17 protein-coding genes and 1 pseudogene are annotated in these 17,569 nt (G+C 72.0%); 12 read left to right on the forward strand and 6 right to left on the reverse strand.

The annotated features are described in order from the left end of the window. Positions 1 to 51 precede the first annotated feature (51 nt). The 4 genes from JKV81_RS03220 to JKV81_RS03235 form a co-directional block, all read right to left on the reverse strand. Complete coding sequence (locus JKV81_RS03220) at positions 52 to 510, reverse strand: MaoC family dehydratase (protein WP_129266196.1); 459 nt, start codon at positions 508 to 510, stop codon at positions 52 to 54. A gap of 53 nt (positions 511 to 563) precedes the next feature. After that, entirely contained in the window at positions 564 to 1,907 is a 1,344-nt protein-coding gene (locus JKV81_RS03225; RefSeq protein WP_202074875.1) for an MFS transporter, read from the reverse strand. Between the two features lie 124 nt (positions 1,908 to 2,031). After that, positions 2,032 to 3,258, reverse strand: a complete 1,227-nt coding sequence (locus JKV81_RS03230) for an acetyl-CoA C-acetyltransferase (RefSeq protein WP_129266194.1) — start codon at positions 3,256 to 3,258, stop codon at positions 2,032 to 2,034. 116 nt (positions 3,259 to 3,374) lie between these two features. Further along, complete coding sequence (locus JKV81_RS03235) at positions 3,375 to 4,265, reverse strand: LysR family transcriptional regulator (RefSeq protein ID WP_099174968.1); 891 nt, start codon at positions 4,263 to 4,265, stop codon at positions 3,375 to 3,377. A gap of 153 nt (positions 4,266 to 4,418) precedes the next feature. On the opposite strand from JKV81_RS03235, the gene JKV81_RS03240 reads away from it, so the two are divergent. From JKV81_RS03240 to JKV81_RS03250, 3 genes are read left to right on the forward strand one after another with little or no spacing between them, the layout of a single operon-like run. Beyond that, a complete protein-coding gene (locus JKV81_RS03240) occupies positions 4,419 to 5,336 on the forward strand; it encodes a CoA transferase subunit A (protein WP_202074881.1) in 918 nt (305 codons plus the stop codon). A 26-nt stretch (positions 5,337 to 5,362) separates the two neighbouring features. Continuing rightward, on the forward strand, positions 5,363 to 6,142 hold the full coding sequence (locus JKV81_RS03245) for a CoA-transferase subunit beta (RefSeq protein ID WP_202074876.1): 780 nt from the start codon (positions 5,363 to 5,365) through the stop codon (positions 6,140 to 6,142). 60 nt (positions 6,143 to 6,202) lie between these two features. Next, the gene (locus tag JKV81_RS03250) at positions 6,203 to 7,741 is read left to right on the forward strand and encodes a 3-hydroxyacyl-CoA dehydrogenase (protein ID WP_202074877.1); all 1,539 of its coding nucleotides are present in this window, start codon (positions 6,203 to 6,205) and stop codon (positions 7,739 to 7,741) included. A gap of 66 nt (positions 7,742 to 7,807) precedes the next feature. Here the strand turns inward: JKV81_RS03250 and JKV81_RS03255 are convergent. Both JKV81_RS03255 and JKV81_RS03260 read right to left on the reverse strand, forming a co-directional pair. Next, a pseudogene (locus tag JKV81_RS03255) lies at positions 7,808 to 8,500 on the reverse strand (DUF6597 domain-containing transcriptional factor); the annotation flags it as partial. Positions 8,501 to 8,525: 25 nt separating this feature from the next. Next, positions 8,526 to 9,653, reverse strand: a complete 1,128-nt coding sequence (locus JKV81_RS03260; protein WP_124275426.1) for a YihY/virulence factor BrkB family protein — start codon at positions 9,651 to 9,653, stop codon at positions 8,526 to 8,528. Positions 9,654 to 9,670: 17 nt separating this feature from the next. Here JKV81_RS03260 and JKV81_RS03265 point away from each other — a divergent pair, with 17 nt between their 5' ends. The 9 genes from JKV81_RS03265 to cysD form a co-directional block, all read left to right on the forward strand. Then, positions 9,671 to 11,308, forward strand: coding sequence for an acyl-CoA dehydrogenase family protein (locus tag JKV81_RS03265; protein WP_129266189.1), 1,638 nt, complete (start codon positions 9,671 to 9,673; stop codon positions 11,306 to 11,308). Positions 11,309 to 11,593: 285 nt separating this feature from the next. Then, positions 11,594 to 12,886, forward strand: coding sequence for a GAF domain-containing protein (locus tag JKV81_RS03270; RefSeq protein ID WP_129266188.1), 1,293 nt, complete (start codon positions 11,594 to 11,596; stop codon positions 12,884 to 12,886). Between the two features lie 48 nt (positions 12,887 to 12,934). Then, entirely contained in the window at positions 12,935 to 13,528 is a 594-nt protein-coding gene (locus tag JKV81_RS03275) for a GNAT family N-acetyltransferase (protein ID WP_202074878.1), read from the forward strand. Positions 13,529 to 13,745: 217 nt separating this feature from the next. Continuing rightward, positions 13,746 to 13,829, forward strand: coding sequence for a putative leader peptide (locus tag JKV81_RS36770; RefSeq protein WP_349817346.1), 84 nt, complete (start codon positions 13,746 to 13,748; stop codon positions 13,827 to 13,829). Positions 13,830 to 13,942: 113 nt separating this feature from the next. Continuing rightward, positions 13,943 to 15,640, forward strand: a complete 1,698-nt coding sequence (locus JKV81_RS03280) for a nitrite/sulfite reductase (protein WP_202074879.1) — start codon at positions 13,943 to 13,945, stop codon at positions 15,638 to 15,640. Beyond that, complete coding sequence (locus JKV81_RS03285) at positions 15,637 to 15,816, forward strand: hypothetical protein (protein WP_099174959.1); 180 nt, start codon at positions 15,637 to 15,639, stop codon at positions 15,814 to 15,816. Before JKV81_RS03280 ends, JKV81_RS03285 begins: the two co-directional genes overlap by 4 nt. Continuing rightward, the gene (locus JKV81_RS03290; RefSeq protein WP_129266185.1) at positions 15,813 to 16,529 is read left to right on the forward strand and encodes a phosphoadenylyl-sulfate reductase; all 717 of its coding nucleotides are present in this window, start codon (positions 15,813 to 15,815) and stop codon (positions 16,527 to 16,529) included. The genes JKV81_RS03285 and JKV81_RS03290 overlap by 4 nt, the downstream gene beginning before the upstream one ends. Beyond that, complete coding sequence (cysC, locus tag JKV81_RS03295; RefSeq protein WP_099174957.1) at positions 16,529 to 17,098, forward strand: adenylyl-sulfate kinase; 570 nt, start codon at positions 16,529 to 16,531, stop codon at positions 17,096 to 17,098. Before JKV81_RS03290 ends, cysC begins: the two co-directional genes overlap by 1 nt. Then, positions 17,095 to 17,569 (forward strand): sulfate adenylyltransferase subunit CysD (gene cysD / locus JKV81_RS03300; protein ID WP_202074880.1); only part of this gene is annotated, 475 nt, incomplete at its 3' end. The genes cysC and cysD, both read left to right, overlap by 4 nt.

Genomic DNA, 17,569 nt, shown 5'->3' on the forward strand with positions numbered 1-17,569 from the left:
GGCGCCCGCCCGGGATCCCGGGCGGGCGCCTTCGCGTGCGCGCTCCGAGCCCTACGGGTAGAAGTGCGTCAGCGACTCGGCGACGCAGGCGGGCTTCTCGGACCCCTCCAGTTCGAAGGTGAAGCCCCGCGTCATCTGTACTCCGCCCCGCGCGACCTCCTTCACCTCGGTGACGGACGCGTGCAGCCGGACGCGGCTGCCGACGGGGACGGGCGCCGGGTACCTGACCCGGTTCACCCCGTAGTTGAGCGCGCGTCCCACCCCGGTGACCTGGAGCAGTTCGCCGAACATCGGGATGCCCCAGCTCAGCACCATGTAGCCGTGGGCGATGGTGCGTCCGTACGGCCCGGAGGCGGCGCGTTCGACGTCGGTGTGGATCCACTGGTGGTCCCCCGAGACGTACGCGTAGGCGTCGATCAGCTCCTGGGTGACCTCCTTCCACTCCGAGCGCCCGAGGTCGCGCCCGCCGAGGGCGAGGATCTCCGGGATGCCGTGGGCGGTCAGCGGCATGGGCGTGCTCCGTTCTGGGGGTGAGGCGGTGAGGCGTTGAAGCGGCCGGCGGGTCAGGCGGTGACGGGCGCGGTGCGGGGTGCGGCGACCGGCTCGGCGGACTGCTCGTCGTGGTTGGGGCGCTTGAGCAGGAGGAGCATGCAGCCCAGGGTCAGCGCGACCTGGAAGACGGCGTACGCGATGACGGCGGTGATCGAGCCGGTCCGGTTGAGCAGGAACTGGCCGATGATCGGGGTCGTGCCGCCGAGCAGGGTGCCGCAGAGCTGGTAGCAGAGCGAGATGCCGGTGTAGCGGAGATGGGCCGGGAAGCGGCTGGCGAGCATGCCGGCGAGGGCCGCGTAGTAGAGGCAGTGCGGGATTGTGGCGACCGCGACGCCCACCATCGCGAGGCCGTAGTTCTCGGTGCTGATGAGGACGAACATCACCGGCATCAGGATCAGTTCGGGGACCAGCATCACGATCACCGCGCGCGACCAGCTCTTCATCCGGGTGGCGATGAGGGCGCCGAAGGGCTGCACGACGATCTGGGTGACGTTGGCGACCAGGATGATCGTCAGGAACGAGCTGCGGTCGAAGCCCAGGGAGGTGGTGGCCCAGGACAGGGCGAACGTCGACTTGAAGTACGTCGCCGACAGACCGATGGTGCAGGCGCCGATGCCCAGGACGATCAGCATGGGGTGGCTGCGCAGGACCTCGGAGAGCGGGAGCTTGGCGACTTCCTTCTTCTCGATGAGCTTGGCCATGGCCGGGGACTCGGCGACCTTCAGGCGGACCAGCAGACCGACCATGACGAGCGCGGCGGAGGCGAGGAACGGCACCCGCCAGCCCCAGGAGACGAAGGCGTCGTCGGGCAGCTGGCTGATGGCCAGGAAGCTCACGGTGGAGAGGGTGTTGCCGACGGGCGAGCCCTGCTGGGCGAACGCCCCGTACAGCACCGACCTGCCCTTGGGGGCGTGCTCGGAGGCGATCAGGACGGAGCCGCCCCACTCGCCGCCGAGGCCGATGCCCTGGATCATGCGGATGCAGACCAGGAGGATCGGGGCGGCGATGCCGATGGAGGCGTAACCGGGCAGCAGGCCGATCGCGGTGGTCGAGACGCCCATCATCAGCAGGGTGATGACGAGGGTCTTCTTACGGCCGAGCTTGTCGCCGTAGTGACCGAAGATGATGCCGCCGAGGGGGCGGGCGAGGAAGCCGACCCAGAAGGTGGCGAAGGCGACCAGGGTGCCTATGGGGCCTTCGAGTTCGGGGAAGAACACCTTGTCGAAGACGAGCGCTGCCGCGGTTCCGTAGATGTAGAAGTCGAACCACTCGATGGTGGAGCCGATGAAGGCTCCGAACCCTGCGCGGTTGGCGGCTTTCGTTCGCTCGCGTGCGGTTGCGGTGGTCGCACTCATGGTGGCTCCCGTGAACATGGTTGATCAAGCGGATGGGGCACGGCGGGCCCGGCGTCGCCCGGGACGCCCTGGGTCGCGTGGTGGAGCGGGGACGGAAGGGATGGGGACGGGGGGGGGGGACGGGTCAGCCGGGGATGCGTTCGAAGACCGCGGCGAGGCCCTGGCCGCCGCCGATGCACATGGTCTCCAGGCCGTAGCGCGCCCGGCTGCGGTGCATCTCCCGGCTGAGCGTGGCGAGGATGCGGGCGCCGGTGGCGCCGACCGGGTGGCCGAGCGAGACACCGGACCCGTTGACGTTGACGCGCTCCTCGTGGTCCTTCTCGCCGAGGCCGAGCTCCCGGGTGCAGGCCAGGACCTGGGCGGCGAAGGCCTCGTTGATCTCGATCAGGTCGAGGTCGGCGAGGGTGAGGCCGGCCCGGCCGAGGGCCGCGTGGGTGGCCGGGACGGGGCCGATGCCCATCGTCGCGGCGGGGACGCCCGCGCGGGCGAAGGAGACGAGCCGGACCAGGGGGGTGAGCCCGAGGCGTTCGGCGGTGGCGGCGCTGGTGACGAGGCAGGCGGCCGCCGCGTCGTTCTGCCCGCTCGCGTTGCCCGCGGTGACGGTGGCCTCGGGGTCGGTCTTCGCCATGACGGGGCGCAGCGCGGCGAGTTGCTCGGCGGTGGTGTCGGGGCGGGGGTGCTCGTCGGCGGTGACGACCGTCTCGCCCCTCCTCGTGCGTACGGTCACGGGGACGGTCTCCGCGTCGTAGCGCCCCTCCCGCACGGCGCGGGCCGTGCGGGCCTGGGAGCGCAGGGCCAGGGCGTCCTGGTCGGCGCGGCTGATCCCGTACTCCCGGCGCAGGTTCTCGGCGGTCTCGATCATGCCGCCGGGCACCGGGTGGTGGATCCCGCCCGCGGTGGCCCGGCCCCTGGCCAGGGAGTCGTGGAGCTGGAGGCCGGGGCCCTTGATGCCCCAGCGGCCGTCGTGCGTGTAGTAGGGGGCGGCGCTCATGACGTCGACGCCGCCCGCGATGACGACGTCGCTGAACCCGGCCCGGATCTGCATCGCCGCGTCGAGGACGGCCTGGAGGCCGGAGCCGCAGCGGCGGTCGGTCTGGATGCCGGTGACGGTGTCGGGGAGGCCTGCGTCCAGGGCGGCGACCCGGCCGATGGCGGGGGCCTCGGACGAGGGGTAGGCGTGGCCGAGGATCACCTCGTCCACCCGGTCCGGGTCGATTCCCGTACGGGCGACGACCTCGGCGATGACGCGTGCGGCGAGCGCGGCCGGGGTCTGCTGGGCGAACACGCCGCCGAAACGCCCGATGGGTGTGCGCAACGGCTCGCAGATGACGACATCGGTCTGGTCGGGCACGGCTGGACACCTCGGCGGGTTCGATTTGTGTGGGGCGACCTTCGCACTGGACCACTGAGTCGGTCCAATATCGAGTTGCCGCACCATCAAGACGCCAGGCGTCTCAATCAGTCCGTCTAGGGCGTGGGCAGGGCTTCCTCGGCGACCGCGAGCACCGCACGGAGGGCGGCCGAAGGGTTGTCCGTACGCCAGGCGAGCGCGGCCTGCCGCTGGACGGGCGGACCGGCGAGGGACCGGTACACGAGCCCGTTCTGCTGGATGTGACGGACGGAGGAGACCGTGAGCGTCACGCCGACGCCCGCGGCGACGAGGGCCAGGATCGTGTACGAGTCGGGGGCCTCCTGCACCACGCGCGGGTTGAAACCGGCGCCCTCGCAGACCTGGACCATCGCGTCGCGCACCGTGGAGCCGGCGTTCGCGGGGAAGGAGACGAAGGGTTCGTCGGCGAGGATCCCGATCGGGATGCTCTCCAGGCGGGCGAGCGGGTGGTCGGAGGGCAGCGCGCAGAGCAGCTCCTCCTCGTCGATCACCCGGTAGGCCACCCCGGGCTGGGTGACGGGGAGCCGGACGAAGCCCAGGTCGAGGGAGCCGTCGGCGACCCGGGAGAGGGCGACGTTGGCGTACGTCTGGCCCTTCATGGCCAGCTCGATCCCCGGGTGGGCGGCGCGGACGGCCCGGGTCAGCAGGGGCAGCGTCTCGTGGCTGGACGCCCCGGCGAAGCCGATGGTGACCCGGCCGTACTCCCCGCGCCCGGCGGCCTTCGCGGCCCGTACGGCGATGTCGAGGTCGTCGAGCACGGTCCGTACGGGTTCGAGGAAGGACTCCCCCGCGCTGGTGAGCCGCACCGAGCGGGTGTTGCGCTCGAAGAGCTGGACGCCGAGCTCCTTCTCCAGCTGCCGGATCTGCTGGCTGAGCGGAGGCTGCGCCATCTGGAGCCGCTTGGCCGCGCGGCCGAAGTGCAGCTCCTCGGCGACGGCGGTGAACGCGGTGAGATGACGCAGTTCCATCGGAGGTCCATTCATTAACCGTGAGTCTTGATCCGACCTTAATTCGGTATTGGACAGCAATCAATGACCGCTGACACGGTAAGGGCGACCAGGACGCACTCGCCGAGGAGCACCGTGAAGCGGACGGAAACGGCCGACGACGCCGGCAAAGTCATGTCGATGAAGGAGGCCGTGGCCGCCTTCGTCCACGACGGGGCCACCGTCAGCCTCGAAGGATTCACCCATCTCGTCCCCACCGCCGCCGGGCACGAGATCATCCGCCAGGGCCGCAAGGACCTCACCGTCGTACGGATGACGGCGGACATCGTGGTGGACCAGATGCTCGCCGCGGGCTGTGTCTCGCGGCTGGTGTCCTCCTTCGTGGGCAACTCCTCCGCCGGTTCGCTCGGTGAGCTGCGGCGCAGGATCGAGCGCGCCGACCCGGCCCCGCTGGCCTTCGAGGAGTACAGCCACTACGGGATGGTCTGCCGCTACCTCGCGGGGTCCCAGCGGCTGCCCTTCTACCCGCTGCGCAGCTACGGCGGCAGCGACCTGCCGTCCGTCAACAGCGATCTGCGCAAGGTGGTCTCGCCGTATCCCGGGCCCGGCGGTGAACAGGAGCAGATCTACGTCGTACCGCCGGTGAACCCGGACGTGACGATCATCCACGCCCAGCGGGCCGACCGCCGGGGCAACACCCAGATCTGGGGGCTCACGGGCATCCAGGCCGAGGCGGTGTACGCGGCGGAGAAGGCCATCGTCGTCGTCGAGGAGGTCGTCGCGGACGAGGTGGTCCGCTCGGACCCCAACCGCACCGTCGTCCCCTCCCATGCCGTGGACGCCGTCGTCGTCTGCCCGCGCGGCGCGCACCCCTCCTTCGCGCAGGGCTACTACGACCGGGACAACGCCTTCTACCGGGCCTGGTCGCACATCAGCAAGGACCCGGAGCGGCTGCGGGCCTGGCTGGCCGAGTGGGTGTACGGAACGGCGGACCACGCCGAGTACGTCGACAAGCTGGGTGAGGACTTCTGGGCGGGGCTCGCGGTGGGCGAGGCGCTCAGCGAACCGGTGAACTACGGACGGCGGCTGTGAGCGCGCCGCAGGGGAAGGAACGGCACATGACCACCGCCACCGCACCGGAGACAGTCACCTCGTCCGAGCTGCTCTCCGTCGTCGCCTCCCGTGAACTGGCCGCGCGCCGCACGGTGTTCGCCGGCATCGGGCTGCCGACGCTGGCGACCGAGCTGGCCCATCTGACGGTCGCCCCGGACATCGAGGTCGTGTACGAGTCCGGGGTCTGCGGGGCGCACCCCTCGCATCTGCCGGAGACCATCGCCGACGCCGTGCTCATCTCGGGCGCGGAGGCCGTGCTGTCGATGCCGGCGCTGTTCGGCTGTGTGCTCCAGGGCGGTCACATCGACGTGGGCTTCCTCGGCGCCGCGCAGATCGACCGGTGGGGCAACCTCAACACCTCCGTCATCGGCGACTGGGAGAGCCCCGCGGTGCGGCTGCCCGGCTCGGGCGGCGCGGTCGAGGTGATGGCCAACTCCCACGAGGTGTTCGTGGTGATGCGCCGCCACAACCCCCGCTCCTTCACCGGGACCCTGGACTTCTGCACCACCCCGGGGCCCGACCGGGCGCTCGCCGAGGGCATCCGGCCGCTGGGCGCGGGGGTCACCCGGGTCATCACCGAACTGGGCATCCTGGCCCGCGTGGGCGTCGGCTCGGAGCTGAAACTGATCGCCGTGCACCCGGGCGTGACGGTGAATCAGGTCCGGGACGCGACCGGCTGGGAGCTGAAGGTGTCCGACGAGGTCGGGACCGTGCCGCCGCCGACCGCGGCGGAGCTGCGGCTCCTGCGCGAGGACGTCGACCCCGGCCGCGTCTATCTTCGCTGAGTACACCCCGGAGCACGGAGAGCACTCCCCCGTTCCCACCCCGAGAGGACCGTAACTGCCATGCGAATCAGGATCGTCGGCGCCGGCGCCATGGGCCGCGGTATCGCCCAGTGGGCGGCGGCGGGCGGACACACCGTCGAGCTGTGCGACGTCCGGCCGGAGGCGGTGACGGCGGCCGTGGAGTTCGTACGGTCCATGCTGGAGCGCGCCGTCCAGAAGGGCCGGATGCCTGCCGGGGAGATGGCCGCGGCCCTGGACCGGCTGGTCCCGCTGGACGACCCGTGGGCGCCGGGCCCGGAGGTCGGGCTGGTCATCGAGGCGGTCCGGGAGGACCTGGACACCAAGGCCGAGGTCTTCGGGAAGCTGGAGGAGGCCCTGCCGGACTCCGCGGTCTTCGCGACCAACACCTCGTCCCTGTCCGTGACCCGGATCGGCGCCTCGCTGCGGGACCCGGGACGGCTCGCGGGGCTGCACTTCTTCAACCCGGTGCCGCTGATGCGGATCGTCGAGGTCGTGCCCGGGGCCGCCACCCGCCCCGGGATCCCGCAGGTCCTCACGGAGCTGGTCGAGAGCTGCGGCCACCGGGCGGTGACCGTCGCCGACACCCCCGGCTTCCTGGTCAACCACGCCGGGCGGGGGCTGGTGACCGAGGCCCTGGCGCTGCTGGAGGAGTCCGTCGCCGACGCGGCCGGGATCGACCGGATCGCCCGGGACGTCCTGGGGCTGCGCATGGGCCCCTTCGAGCTCATGGACCTCACCGGGCTCGATGTCACCGCCGCTGTCATCGACTCGATCTGGCAGGGCTTCCGCCACGAGGACCGGCTCCGCCCGTCGTACCTGACCCCGAACCGGGTGACCGCGGGCCTGCACGGCCGAAAGACCGGACAGGGCTGGTTCGCGTACGGCCCCGAGGCACCCGCCGCGGCGCCGGAACCGCCGGTGACCGGGGACGCGGACCGCCCCGTGTTCGTCGCGGACGGCGCGTACGACCAGGACGCAGTGGCGCTGCGGGCCGCGCTGACCGCCGCCGGGGCCACGGTCGGGACCGGTCCAGCACCCACCGAGGGCGCCCTGGTCATGGTCCCCGTCTGGGGCACCACCGTGGCCGCGGCGGTGGCCTCGGCCGGGCTGCCCGCCGACCGCACCTTCGGCGTCGATCCGCTGGCTCCGGCGGGGCGCCGCCGGGTGCTCGCGGTGACACCCGCGTCGGACCCGGCCGCAGCGCGGGACGCCCGCGCGGTCCTGGCACGTGCGGCGGACGGTGAGGATGCCTGGCCCGTGTCGGTGGTGCGGGACACCGCCGGTTCGGTGGCGCAGCGGCTGCTCGTCTCGGTGGTCTCGGTCGCCGCCTCGATCGCGGAGCGCTCGCTGGCCGTCCCGGCGGACATCGACGTCGCCGTCACGACCGGACTCGGGTATCCGGCGGGCCCGCTGGCCTGGGGCGACCGGATCGGCGCCGCGCGGATGCTGGAGCTCCAGCGGTCCCTGCACGCCACGACGGGCGACGACCGGTACCGGCCGACCCGGTGGCTCACCGAACGCGCTCAGCTGGGCCTGCCGCTCACGGCGCCGGGCACCTCGCCTGCCGACTGCGCCTGACCGGAAGAACGTCGGGAGCCGTGACCGTGCCGTCCAGGACCGGTCACGGCTCCGGCGCTCGCCCGTGGCGTCCAGGTAGCCGCCGAGGGTCGTGCCGGCCAGGTCCCGCATCTCCCGGGCCAGGTGCGCCTGGTCGGTACAGCCCGCCGCGTACGCCGCCTCCGCGTAGGGCTTTCCCGCGCGTACGAGGTCCAGGGCGCGCTGCAGCCTCAGGACCCTGGCGAGCGTCTTGGGGCCGTAGCCGAACGCGGCCAGCGAACGGCGGTGCAGCTGGCGGGCGCCCAGCCCGACGGTGTGCGCGGTGGCGGCGACGGAGCGCCCCTGCCGCAGCTGCGCGGCGACGGCGACCGTGAGCGGGTCCGGGGGCCCGGCGCCGGCCGCCCAGCGCAGGGCGATGCCCTCCAGGACCGTGGCCGGGTCGTCGGCCGTACCGGCCCGTTCGGTGAGCCTGCGGACCTCCGCGCCCGGCCAGAGGGCGTCGAGGGCGACCCGCCGATCCCGCAGCTCGTGCGCGGGGACGCCCAGCAGCGCGGGTGCCGTACCGGGGGCGAAGCGGATGCCCGCGCTGCTCCCGGAGAGCGCGGCGCCGGGGGTGAACGCGTGGGTGTCGGGGCCCGCCACCAGCAGCCGGCCGCCCGCCCACAGCAGGTCGATGCAGCCGTCGGGCAGGACCGGCCGGGTGGGCTCGCGCCGTCCGCTCCAGGTCCAGAGGACCGCGCCGTCGACGCGCGAAGCGCGCTCCTCGTAGCGTGCGCCCATGGTCACCAGGCTAGCGGGACCGCTCTCAGGGGGCGTCCTTGTCCCGGTTGCCGTGCAGCCGGGACTTCACGTCGTCCGGGGGCAGGAAGCGTGACCACCGCTCGGGGAACTCGGACGGCATGGACACGTCCTCCTCCTCGTCGTCTTCGGCGTACGCGTCCCAGTTCGCGGCCCGTGCCACGAGTTCCGCGGCCTGGGCGGCCTTGATCCGGTCGCTGGCGGCGCGGGCGGCGGCCGTGGCGAGCGACGGCCAGACCCGGTCGATCGCCGCGTTCACCGCGGCGCCCACCAGTACGGCGAAGGCGGAGATCCCTATCCAGAGCAGCACCGCGATGGGCGCCGCCAACGAGCCGTAGATGGTGGGCCCTTCCACCGTGCTCGTCAGATAGATCCGGAGCAGGAAGCTCCCCAGCACCCACATCCCGAGCGCCACGAGCGCCCCGGGCACGTCCTCTATCCACGGCGAACGGACGGGGACGGACACGTGGTAGAGCGTCGTCAGGAACGCGATGGACAGCAGTATCACCAGCGGCCAGTACATGACCGCGAGCACCTCGGTGCCCCAGGGGACGAACTCCACCACCCGGTCGGGGCCGACCACCAGCAGCGGCAGCACCACCGCGCCGAGCAGCAGCGCGACCACGTACAGCAGGAAGGCGAGGAGGCGGGTCTTGACGATCCCGCGGTGGCCGTCGAGCCCGTACATCACGGTGATGGTGTCGATGAAGACGTTCACCGCGCGTGATCCGGACCAGAGCGCGATGGCGAAGCCGATGGAGATGACGTCGGGGCGCGCGCCCGTGGTCACGTCGGCTATGAGGGGTTTGGCGATCTGGTTGACGCCGCGCTCGGACAGCACGGTCTGCACGGCGCTCAGGATGTTGCGCTCGATGGAGGCGACCGTGGTGGTGTCCGTCCAGTCGTCGACGTAACCGAGGAGCCCGATCAGGCCGAGCAGCAGCGGCGGCAGGGACAGCAGCGTGAAGAACGCCGCCTCGGCCGCGAGGCCCAGGATGCGGTACTCGACGCACGAATTGACCGTGTCCTTGAGCAATTGCCACGCCATCTGCCGCTTGGAGACGTTGCGGTAGAGGACACGGGCCCGGTGGAGCCGGCCCGGCGGCCGCTCGGGTGTTTCATTTGCTGCCTGCACCTCCTTACCGTATCGGCATGGCACCTAGCACCCACACAGTGACCAACCAGGTTCCGCCGCTGGTCGGCTATGACGTCTTCGCCGGCGACCGTGCGCTGACCGAGGCGGTCGAGCGGCACCTCGCGCCCGGCATCCTCGGCGAGGCCCGGGAGGAACTCGGCGCGCTGGGCCGGTCCGCCGGCTCCTTCCAGGCCCAGCAGTGGGGTGCGCAGGCCAACGAGAACCCCCCGAAGCTGCGTACCCACGACCGCTACGGGCACCGCGTCGACGAGGTGGACTTCCACCCGGCCTGGCACCGGCTGCTGGGGCACGCGGTCACCGCCGGTCTGACGGACGCCTGGGGCCGGCCGGGCGGCCATGTCCGGCGCGCGGCCGGGTTCCTGGTCTGGACACAGGCCGAGGCGGGCCACGGCTGCCCGCTGTCGATGACGCACGCGGCGGTCCCGGCGCTGCGGACCGATCCGGAGCTGGCCGCGGAGTGGGAGCCGCTGCTGACCTCGCACGTGTACGAGGAGGGTCTGCGCCCCGCGGCGCAGAAGGCCGGCGTGCTCTTCGGGATGGGCATGACCGAGAAGCAGGGAGGCACCGACGTACGGTCCAACACCACCCGCGCCGAGCCGCTGGCCGGTGACGGGGAGTATCTGCTCACCGGCCACAAGTGGTTCTGTTCGGCGCCCATGTCCGACGGCTTCCTGGTGCTGGCGCAGGCGCCGGGCGGGCTGACCTGCTTCCTCGTGCCGCGCGTCCTGCCGGACGGCGCCCGCAACGCGTTCGCGATCCAGCGGCTCAAGGACAAGCTGGGCAACCGGTCCAACGCGTCGAGCGAGGTCGAGTTCGACGGGACGTGGGCCCGCCGGGTCGGCGAGGAGGGGCGGGGGGTGCGCACCATCATCGAGATGGTGGCGGCGACCCGGCTGGACTGCGTGGTCGGTTCGGCGGCGCTGATGCGCCAGGCGGTGGCGCAGGCGGTCCACCACAGCGCGTACCGCAGCGCGTTCGGCGGGCTGCTGATCGAGAAGCCGCTGATGCGCAACGTCCTGGCCGACCTGGCCCTGGAGTCGGAGGCGGCGACGACCCTCGCGCTGCGGCTGGCCGCAGCGTACGACGCGGACACGGAGGAGGAGCGGGCCTTCCTGCGGATCGCGGTGCCGGCGGCCAAGTACTGGGTGACGAAGCGGTGCACGGCGGTGGTCGGGGAGGCCCTGGAGTGCCTCGGCGGCAACGGGTACGTCGAGGAGTCTGGGATGCCCCGGCTGCTGCGCGAGGCCCCGCTCAACTCGATCTGGGAGGGCTCGGGCAACGTACAGGCGCTCGATGTGCTGCGGGCGTTGCAGCGTGAGCCGCGGGCGCTCGACGCCTTCCTCCGGGAGGTCGGGAAGGCGCGCGGCGCGGACCACCGGCTGGACGCGGCGATCAAGGACCTGCTGACGGAGCTGGCCGACCTGGACGCCGTGGAGGCGCGGGCCAGGCGGCTGGTGGAGCGGATGGCCCTGGTGCTCCAGGGCTCGCTGCTGCTGCGCTGGGCTCCGCCGGAGACCGCGGACGCGTTCTGCGCGTCACGGCTGGGCGGGGACTGGGGCTCGGCCTTCGGGACGCTGCCGCACAGTCTGGATCTGGCCACGGTGGTGGAGCGGGCGCGGGCCCAGGAGGGCTAGAGGGCCAGGCTCCTGCCCGGCCGGGAGCGGACAAACGACGGAGGGTGGTGCTGCGCCGACACGGCACCACCCTCCACGCTTGTGCCGCACCGCACGGCGGGTCGAGGACTCCCCGCACGGTGTTCCGCCACTCTTCTACGGTCCTCGGCCGTGTCACCAGAGTTGCAAAGGGTTGCAACCATTGCGTGGAGTACGAGCCAACGGGCCCGGTCCACGGCAGGATGTGTCCTTTGGGCCGGTTCTCCTCTTCCGGACCGGGCCCACGCTTTGTTGGGGGGACCCGTCATGCACACTCAGCCTGCCGCGCGGCCGCGGCCTTCGAGCACCTCGTCCCCGGCGGTCGCCGCGGGGCTGGTCCACCGTGCCCGGGAGGCCCGGCTGGCCGGCGACCGTACGGCGGTGGCGCCGCGCGCGGAGATCGACGCGTCCTGGGACCGGGTGCTGCGCAGCGGGGTCGACCCCGAGCAGTCCCCGGAGAGCAGGCTGCTGGAGACGGACGAGATCGAGCACCGGCGCAGGAGCACGGCGCTCGGCGAGGTCATGCCCCTGCTCAGGGAGGGGCTGGCCACGATCGCGGACGCGGCGCAGCAGATCATGGTCGTCACCGACACCGAGGGCCGGGTCCTGTGGCGTCAGGGCCACGCGGCCGTGATGCGCCGGGCCAAGGACATCTGCCTGGAGGAGGGGGCCGCCTGGACGGAGGCGGCGACGGGCACGAACGCCATCGGTACGGCGCTCGCGGCGCGCACCCCCATCCAGGTCCACTCCGCCGAGCACTTCATCCGCGCCCTGCACAGCTGGACCTGTGCGGCGGCCCCGGTGCGCGATCCCCGGGACGGCCGGCTGATGGGCATCGTCGACATCAGCGGGCCCGCCTCCACCTTCCACCCGGCGACGCTGGCGCTGGTCGGTTCGGTGGCTGCGCTGGCGGAGAGCGAGCTGCGCAGCCGGCACCTGGTGGCGATCGAGCGGCTGCGCTCGGTGGCCGCCCCGCTGCTGTGCCGACTGGGGGGCCGCGCACTGGTGGTGGACACGCACGGCTGGCTGGCCGCCGTCAGCGGGATGCCGCCGGTGGACCGGCTGCCGCTGCCGAAGTCGCTGGAGCCGGGCACGGTGTGGCTGGCCTCGCTCGGGATGTGCCGGGTGGAGCCGCTGCCCGGCGGCTGGCTGGTGCAGGTCGCGGAGGGCGCGCACGAGCGCCCGCCGCGCCGGGTGGTGCTGGACCTGAGCCGGGAGCGGGAGCTGGTGGTGCATGTGGCGGGCCCGGTGGGGAGCTGGTCGCGCCGGGTCTCGCCCCGCCACGCGGAGCTGCTGTACGCCCTGGCCCTGTACCCGGAGGGGCGCAGCGCGGCCGAGCTGGCCGAGGACGTCTTCGGCGACGCCTCCAGGACGGTGACGGTGCGGGCCGAGATATCGCGGATGCGGCGCCATCTCGCGGAGGTGCTGGCGCATCGCCCGTACCGGTTCCGTGAGGGCGTCGAGGTGGAGGTGGTCCACCCGGGCGTGCCGGCCGATCTGCTGCCCCGCTCGACGGCTCCGGTGGTGCTCAGGGCACGTATGCCGGCGGGCGCGGTCTGAGCGGGGCGGGTTTGGGCGGGGGGCCTCGGCCGTGGTTTTCTGGCCGCCATGAGCCACTCCACGCACTCCGCCCCCGCCGTCTCCGACGTGACCGTCTGGTATCTGGAACAGACGTCGCCCGCAGACCTGAGCCCGGCCGCGGCGCCCGCGGAGGGAGTGACCGTGGCCCGCGCGGAGATACCGCTGCCGGAGTTCAGCCGGTTCCTCTACACGGCGGTCGGCGGCGACGTCCGGTGGACCGACCGGCTGGGCCTGACCTACGCGCAGTGGCAGGAGATCGTCGGGCGTCCGGCGGCCGAGACCTGGGTGGCGTACGAGAACGGGACCCCGGCGGGGTTCATCGAGCTCGACGCCCAGGAGGACGGGGCGGTCGAGATCGCCTACTTCGGTCTGATCCCGGCCTTCCGGGGCCGCCGGATCGGCGGCCACCTCCTGTCGTACGGCGTCGCGCGCGCCTGGGACCTCGCCGAGCGGCATCCGGAGCGGACCCCGACCGCCCGGGTGTGGCTGCACACGTGCTCCAACGACGGCCCGCACGCGATGGACAACTACCTGCGGCGCGGATTCCGGCTGTTCGACACGAGGACCGAGCAGGAGCCCGACGTCGCGAACCCCGGCCCCTGGCCCGGCGCGCACGCCTGATCCCCGCCCGATCCACGTCTGGCCACGCCTGACCGCTCCTGGCCACGTCCGGCCCCGCCTCACCACAGGGCCTCCGCGCCGCTTTCACACGCCGCTCGTATCGCTTTGTCGACAGAGCGGCGTGATCAGCGCCACAGCGTCTCACATATCGGGACCATCTCGTCCACATGGTGGATCGTGGTGGACTGGCCCGAGATTCGCGTGACACGCTTCCGTCATGTCTGGAACTGGAATTGCCTTGGTGAGTCGGCGGCACGTCGACCTCGGCCGCATGTCCAGCGCCATCTGTCCGGTCCGCTGAGAGTCTCCAGCACCGCGATTTCCTGAAGTCCGCTCCATCCCTGCGCACCGCCGCGCCTCACGCGAGTGTGCAGTTCAGAGCCGCCCTCCTGCAGTCCCGAAGGACGTATAGCCATGGCCGCCATCCCCGAGAAGCCTGCTACCGCCACGCCCCGCCGCAAGGCCGGACGTCACCGTGGTGAAGGTCAGTGGGCCATGGGTCACTTCACCCCGCTCAACGGGAACGAGCAGTTCAAGAAGGACGACGACAGTCTCAATGTGCGGACACGCATCGAGACGATCTACTCGAAGCGCGGATTCGACTCCATCGACCCGAACGACCTGCGCGGACGCATGCGCTGGTGGGGTCTGTACACCCAGCGCCGCCCCGGCATCGACGGCGGGAAGACCGCCGTGCTGGAGCCGGAGGAGCTGGACGACCGCTACTTCATGCTGCGCGTGCGCATCGACGGCGGGAAGCTGACCACCGCGCAGCTGCGCGTCATCGGCGAGATCTCGCAGGAGTACGCCCGTGGCACCGCCGACATCACCGACCGGCAGAACGTCCAGCTGCACTGGATCCGCATCGAGGACGTCCCGGCGATCTGGGAGAAGCTCGAAGCGGTCGGGCTGTCGACCACCGAGGCCTGCGGTGACTGCCCCCGCGTGATCATCGGTTCACCGGTGGCGGGCATCGCCGCCGACGAGATCATCGACGGCACCCCCGCGGTCGAGGAGATCCACGAGCGGTACATCGGCAGCAAGGAGTTCTCCAACCTGCCCCGCAAGTTCAAGACCGCGATCTCGGGCTCGCCGGTCCAGGACGTGGTGCACGAGATCAACGACATCGCGTTCGTGGGCGTCGACCACCCCGAGCACGGCCCCGGCTTCGACCTGTGGGTCGGCGGCGGCCTCTCCACCAACCCGCGGTTCGCCGAGCGCCTCGGTGCCTGGGTGCCGCTGGACGAGGTCCCCGACGTGTGGGCCGGTGTCGTCGGGATCTTCCGCGACTACGGCTACCGCCGGCTGCGCACCCGCGCCCGTCTGAAGTTCCTGATGGCCGACTGGGGCCCGGAGAAGTTCCGCCAGATCCTCCAGGACGAGTACCTCAAGCGCCCGATGCTGGACGGGCCGCCGCCCGCGCAGCCCTCCTCCCGCTGGCGCGACCACATCGGTGTGCACGCACAGCAGGACGGCCGCTTCTACGTGGGCTTCGCCCCGCGCGTCGGCCGGGTGGACGGCTCCACCCTCGCCAAGATCGCCGACCTCGCCGAGGCGCACGGCTCGGGCCGGGTCCGCACCACCGTCGAGCAGAAGATGCTCATCCTCGACGTCGAGCAGGACCGGATCGAGTCCCTGACCGCCGGCCTGGAGGCCCTGGACTTCCAGGTGCACGCCTCCCCCTTCCGGCGCGGCACGATGGCCTGCACCGGCATCGAGTTCTGCAAGCTGGCGATCGTCGAGACGAAGGCGCGCGGCGCCGCGCTCATCGACGAACTGGAGCGCCGCATGCCGGACTTCGAGGAGCCGCTCTCCATCAACATCAACGGCTGCCCCAACGCCTGCGCCCGCATCCAGACCGCGGACATCGGTCTCAAGGGCCAGCTCATGCTGGACAGCGAGGGCAACCAGGTCGAGGGCTACCAGGTGCACCTCGGCGGCGCGCTCGGCCTGGAGGCCGGCTTCGGCCGCAAGGTCCGCGGCCTGAAGGTCACCTCGGCCGAACTCCCGGACTACGTCGAGCGGGTGCTCGGGAAGTTCCAGGAGGAGCGCGAGGACGGCGAGCGCTTCGCGACCTGGGCCGCCCGGGCCAGTGCGGAGTCGCTGTCATGAGCGAACGAGCCGCGCCGTTCTACTGCCCGTACTGCGGTGACGAGGACCTGCGCCCGCACGAGGCGGGGCACGGTGCCTGGGAATGTGCTTCCTGCAATCGCGCGTTCCAGCTGAAGTTCCTGGGTCTTCTGACCCAGGGTCTCCAGCGCAACGACGTGGAAGGGCAAGGGACATGACGGACACTCTGCAGACCGCCGAGCTCACCGACGAGGCCCTGAGGGAGCTGGCCGAGCAGGCCGGGCGGGAGCTGGAGGACGCCTCCGCGAGCGACATCCTGACGTGGGCGGCCGGCGCCTTCGGCAAGCGCTTCTGCGTCACCTCCTCCATGGAGGACGCGGTCGTCGCGCACCTCGCCTCCCGGGTCCTGCCCGGCGTGGACGTGGTCTTCCTCGACACCGGCTACCACTTCGAGGAGACCATCGGCACCCGGGACGCCGTGGCCGCCGTGATGGACGTCAACCTCATCACGCTGACCCCGCGTCAGACGGTGGCCGAGCAGGACGCCGAGTACGGGCCGAAGCTGCACGACCGCGACCCCGACCTGTGCTGCGCGCTGCGCAAGGTCAAGCCGCTGGAGGAGGGGCTGACGGCGTACGCCGCCTGGGCGACCGGGCTGCGCCGCGACGAGTCCCCGACCCGGGCCAACACCCCGGTGGTCGGCTGGGACGAGAAGCGCCGCAAGGTCAAGGTCTCGCCGATCGCCCGCTGGACGCAGGACGACGTGGACGCGTACGTCGCCGAACACGGCGTACTGACCAACCCGCTGCTGACGGACGGCTACGCCTCCGTCGGCTGCGCGCCCTGCACCCGCCGGGTGCTGGAGGGCGAGGACGCACGGGCCGGCCGCTGGGCCGGGCGGGGCAAGACCGAATGCGGGCTGCACGGCTGATGACGACTGATCAGGAGATATCGATGAGCGTGACGGAGACGGGAGCCACCGTCTGGCTCACCGGTCTGCCGAGCGCGGGCAAGACCACCATCGCCTACGAGCTGGCCGGCCGGCTGCGCGCCGACGGCCACCGGGTCGAGGTCCTCGACGGTGACGAGATCCGGGAGTTCCTCTCCGCGGGCCTCGGCTTCTCCCGGGAGGACCGGCACACCAACGTCCAGCGGATCGGCTTCGTCGCCGAACTGCTGGCGGCCAACGGCGTCAAGGCTCTCGTCCCCGTCATCGCGCCGTACGCCGACAGCCGGGACGCGGTGCGCAAGCGTCATCAGCAGGAGGGCACCGCGTATCTGGAGGTGCACGTCGCGACCCCGGTCGAGGTGTGCTCCGAGCGCGATGTGAAGGGGCTGTACGCCAAGCAGGCAGCCGGCGAGATCAGTGGCCTGACCGGGGTGGACGACCCCTACGAGGCTCCCGAGTCGCCGGATCTGCGGATCGAGTCGCACCAGCAGACCGTGCAGGAGTCCGCAGCGGCGCTCCGTGCGCTGCTCACCGAGAGGGGCCTGGCGTGAGCACCGTCGCCACCGTGCCGGAAGGCACCGTCAACCCGTACGCGCTGAGCCACCTGGACTCCCTGGAGTCGGAGGCGGTGCACATCTTCCGTGAGGTGGCGGGTGAGTTCGAGCGGCCGGTGATCCTCTTCTCCGGCGGCAAGGACTCGATCCTGATGCTGCACCTCGCGCTGAAGGCGTTCGCCCCCGCGCCGATCCCTTTCACGCTGCTCCACGTGGACACCGGGCACAACTTCCCCGAGGTCCTCGAATACCGCGACCGCACCGTCGAGAAGCACGGGCTGCGCCTGCACGTCGCCTCCGTCCAGGAGTACATCGACGCCGGCAAGCTCCGCGAGCGCCCCGACGGCACCCGCAACCCGCTGCAGACCGTCCCGCTCACCGAGGCCATCCAGCAGCACCGCTTCGACGCCGTCTTCGGCGGCGGACGGCGCGACGAGGAGAAGGCCCGGGCCAAGGAGCGCGTCTTCT

The organism is Streptomyces silvae, from assembly GCF_016745505.1.
Classification (GTDB): domain Bacteria; phylum Actinomycetota; class Actinomycetes; order Streptomycetales; family Streptomycetaceae; genus Streptomyces; species Streptomyces silvae.

Bases quoted from the DNA above. Each gene is read 5' to 3' on its own strand.
- JKV81_RS03235 (WP_099174968.1), bottom strand. From the start codon at position 4,265: ATGGAACTGCGTCATCTCACCGCGTTCACCGCCGTCGCCGAGGAGCTG.
- JKV81_RS03265 (WP_129266189.1), top strand. From the start codon at position 9,671: ATGGCACCTAGCACCCACACAGTGACCAACCAGGTTCCGCCGCTGGTC.
- JKV81_RS03275 (WP_202074878.1), top strand. From the start codon at position 12,935: ATGAGCCACTCCACGCACTCCGCCCCCGCCGTCTCCGACGTGACCGTC.
- cysC (WP_099174957.1), top strand. From the start codon at position 16,529: ATGACGACTGATCAGGAGATATCGATGAGCGTGACGGAGACGGGAGCC.
- JKV81_RS03225 (WP_202074875.1), bottom strand. From the start codon at position 1,907: ATGAGTGCGACCACCGCAACCGCACGCGAGCGAACGAAAGCCGCCAAC.
- JKV81_RS03270 (WP_129266188.1), top strand. From the start codon at position 11,594: ATGCACACTCAGCCTGCCGCGCGGCCGCGGCCTTCGAGCACCTCGTCC.
- JKV81_RS03290 (WP_129266185.1), top strand. From the start codon at position 15,813: ATGACGGACACTCTGCAGACCGCCGAGCTCACCGACGAGGCCCTGAGG.
- JKV81_RS03245 (WP_202074876.1), top strand. From the start codon at position 5,363: ATGACCACCGCCACCGCACCGGAGACAGTCACCTCGTCCGAGCTGCTC.
- JKV81_RS03250 (WP_202074877.1), top strand. From the start codon at position 6,203: ATGCGAATCAGGATCGTCGGCGCCGGCGCCATGGGCCGCGGTATCGCC.
- JKV81_RS03240 (WP_202074881.1), top strand. From the start codon at position 4,419: ATGTCGATGAAGGAGGCCGTGGCCGCCTTCGTCCACGACGGGGCCACC.
- JKV81_RS03285 (WP_099174959.1), top strand. From the start codon at position 15,637: ATGAGCGAACGAGCCGCGCCGTTCTACTGCCCGTACTGCGGTGACGAG.
- JKV81_RS03280 (WP_202074879.1), top strand. From the start codon at position 13,943: ATGGCCGCCATCCCCGAGAAGCCTGCTACCGCCACGCCCCGCCGCAAG.
- JKV81_RS03220 (WP_129266196.1), bottom strand. From the start codon at position 510: ATGCCGCTGACCGCCCACGGCATCCCGGAGATCCTCGCCCTCGGCGGG.
- JKV81_RS36770 (WP_349817346.1), top strand. From the start codon at position 13,746: ATGTCTGGAACTGGAATTGCCTTGGTGAGTCGGCGGCACGTCGACCTC.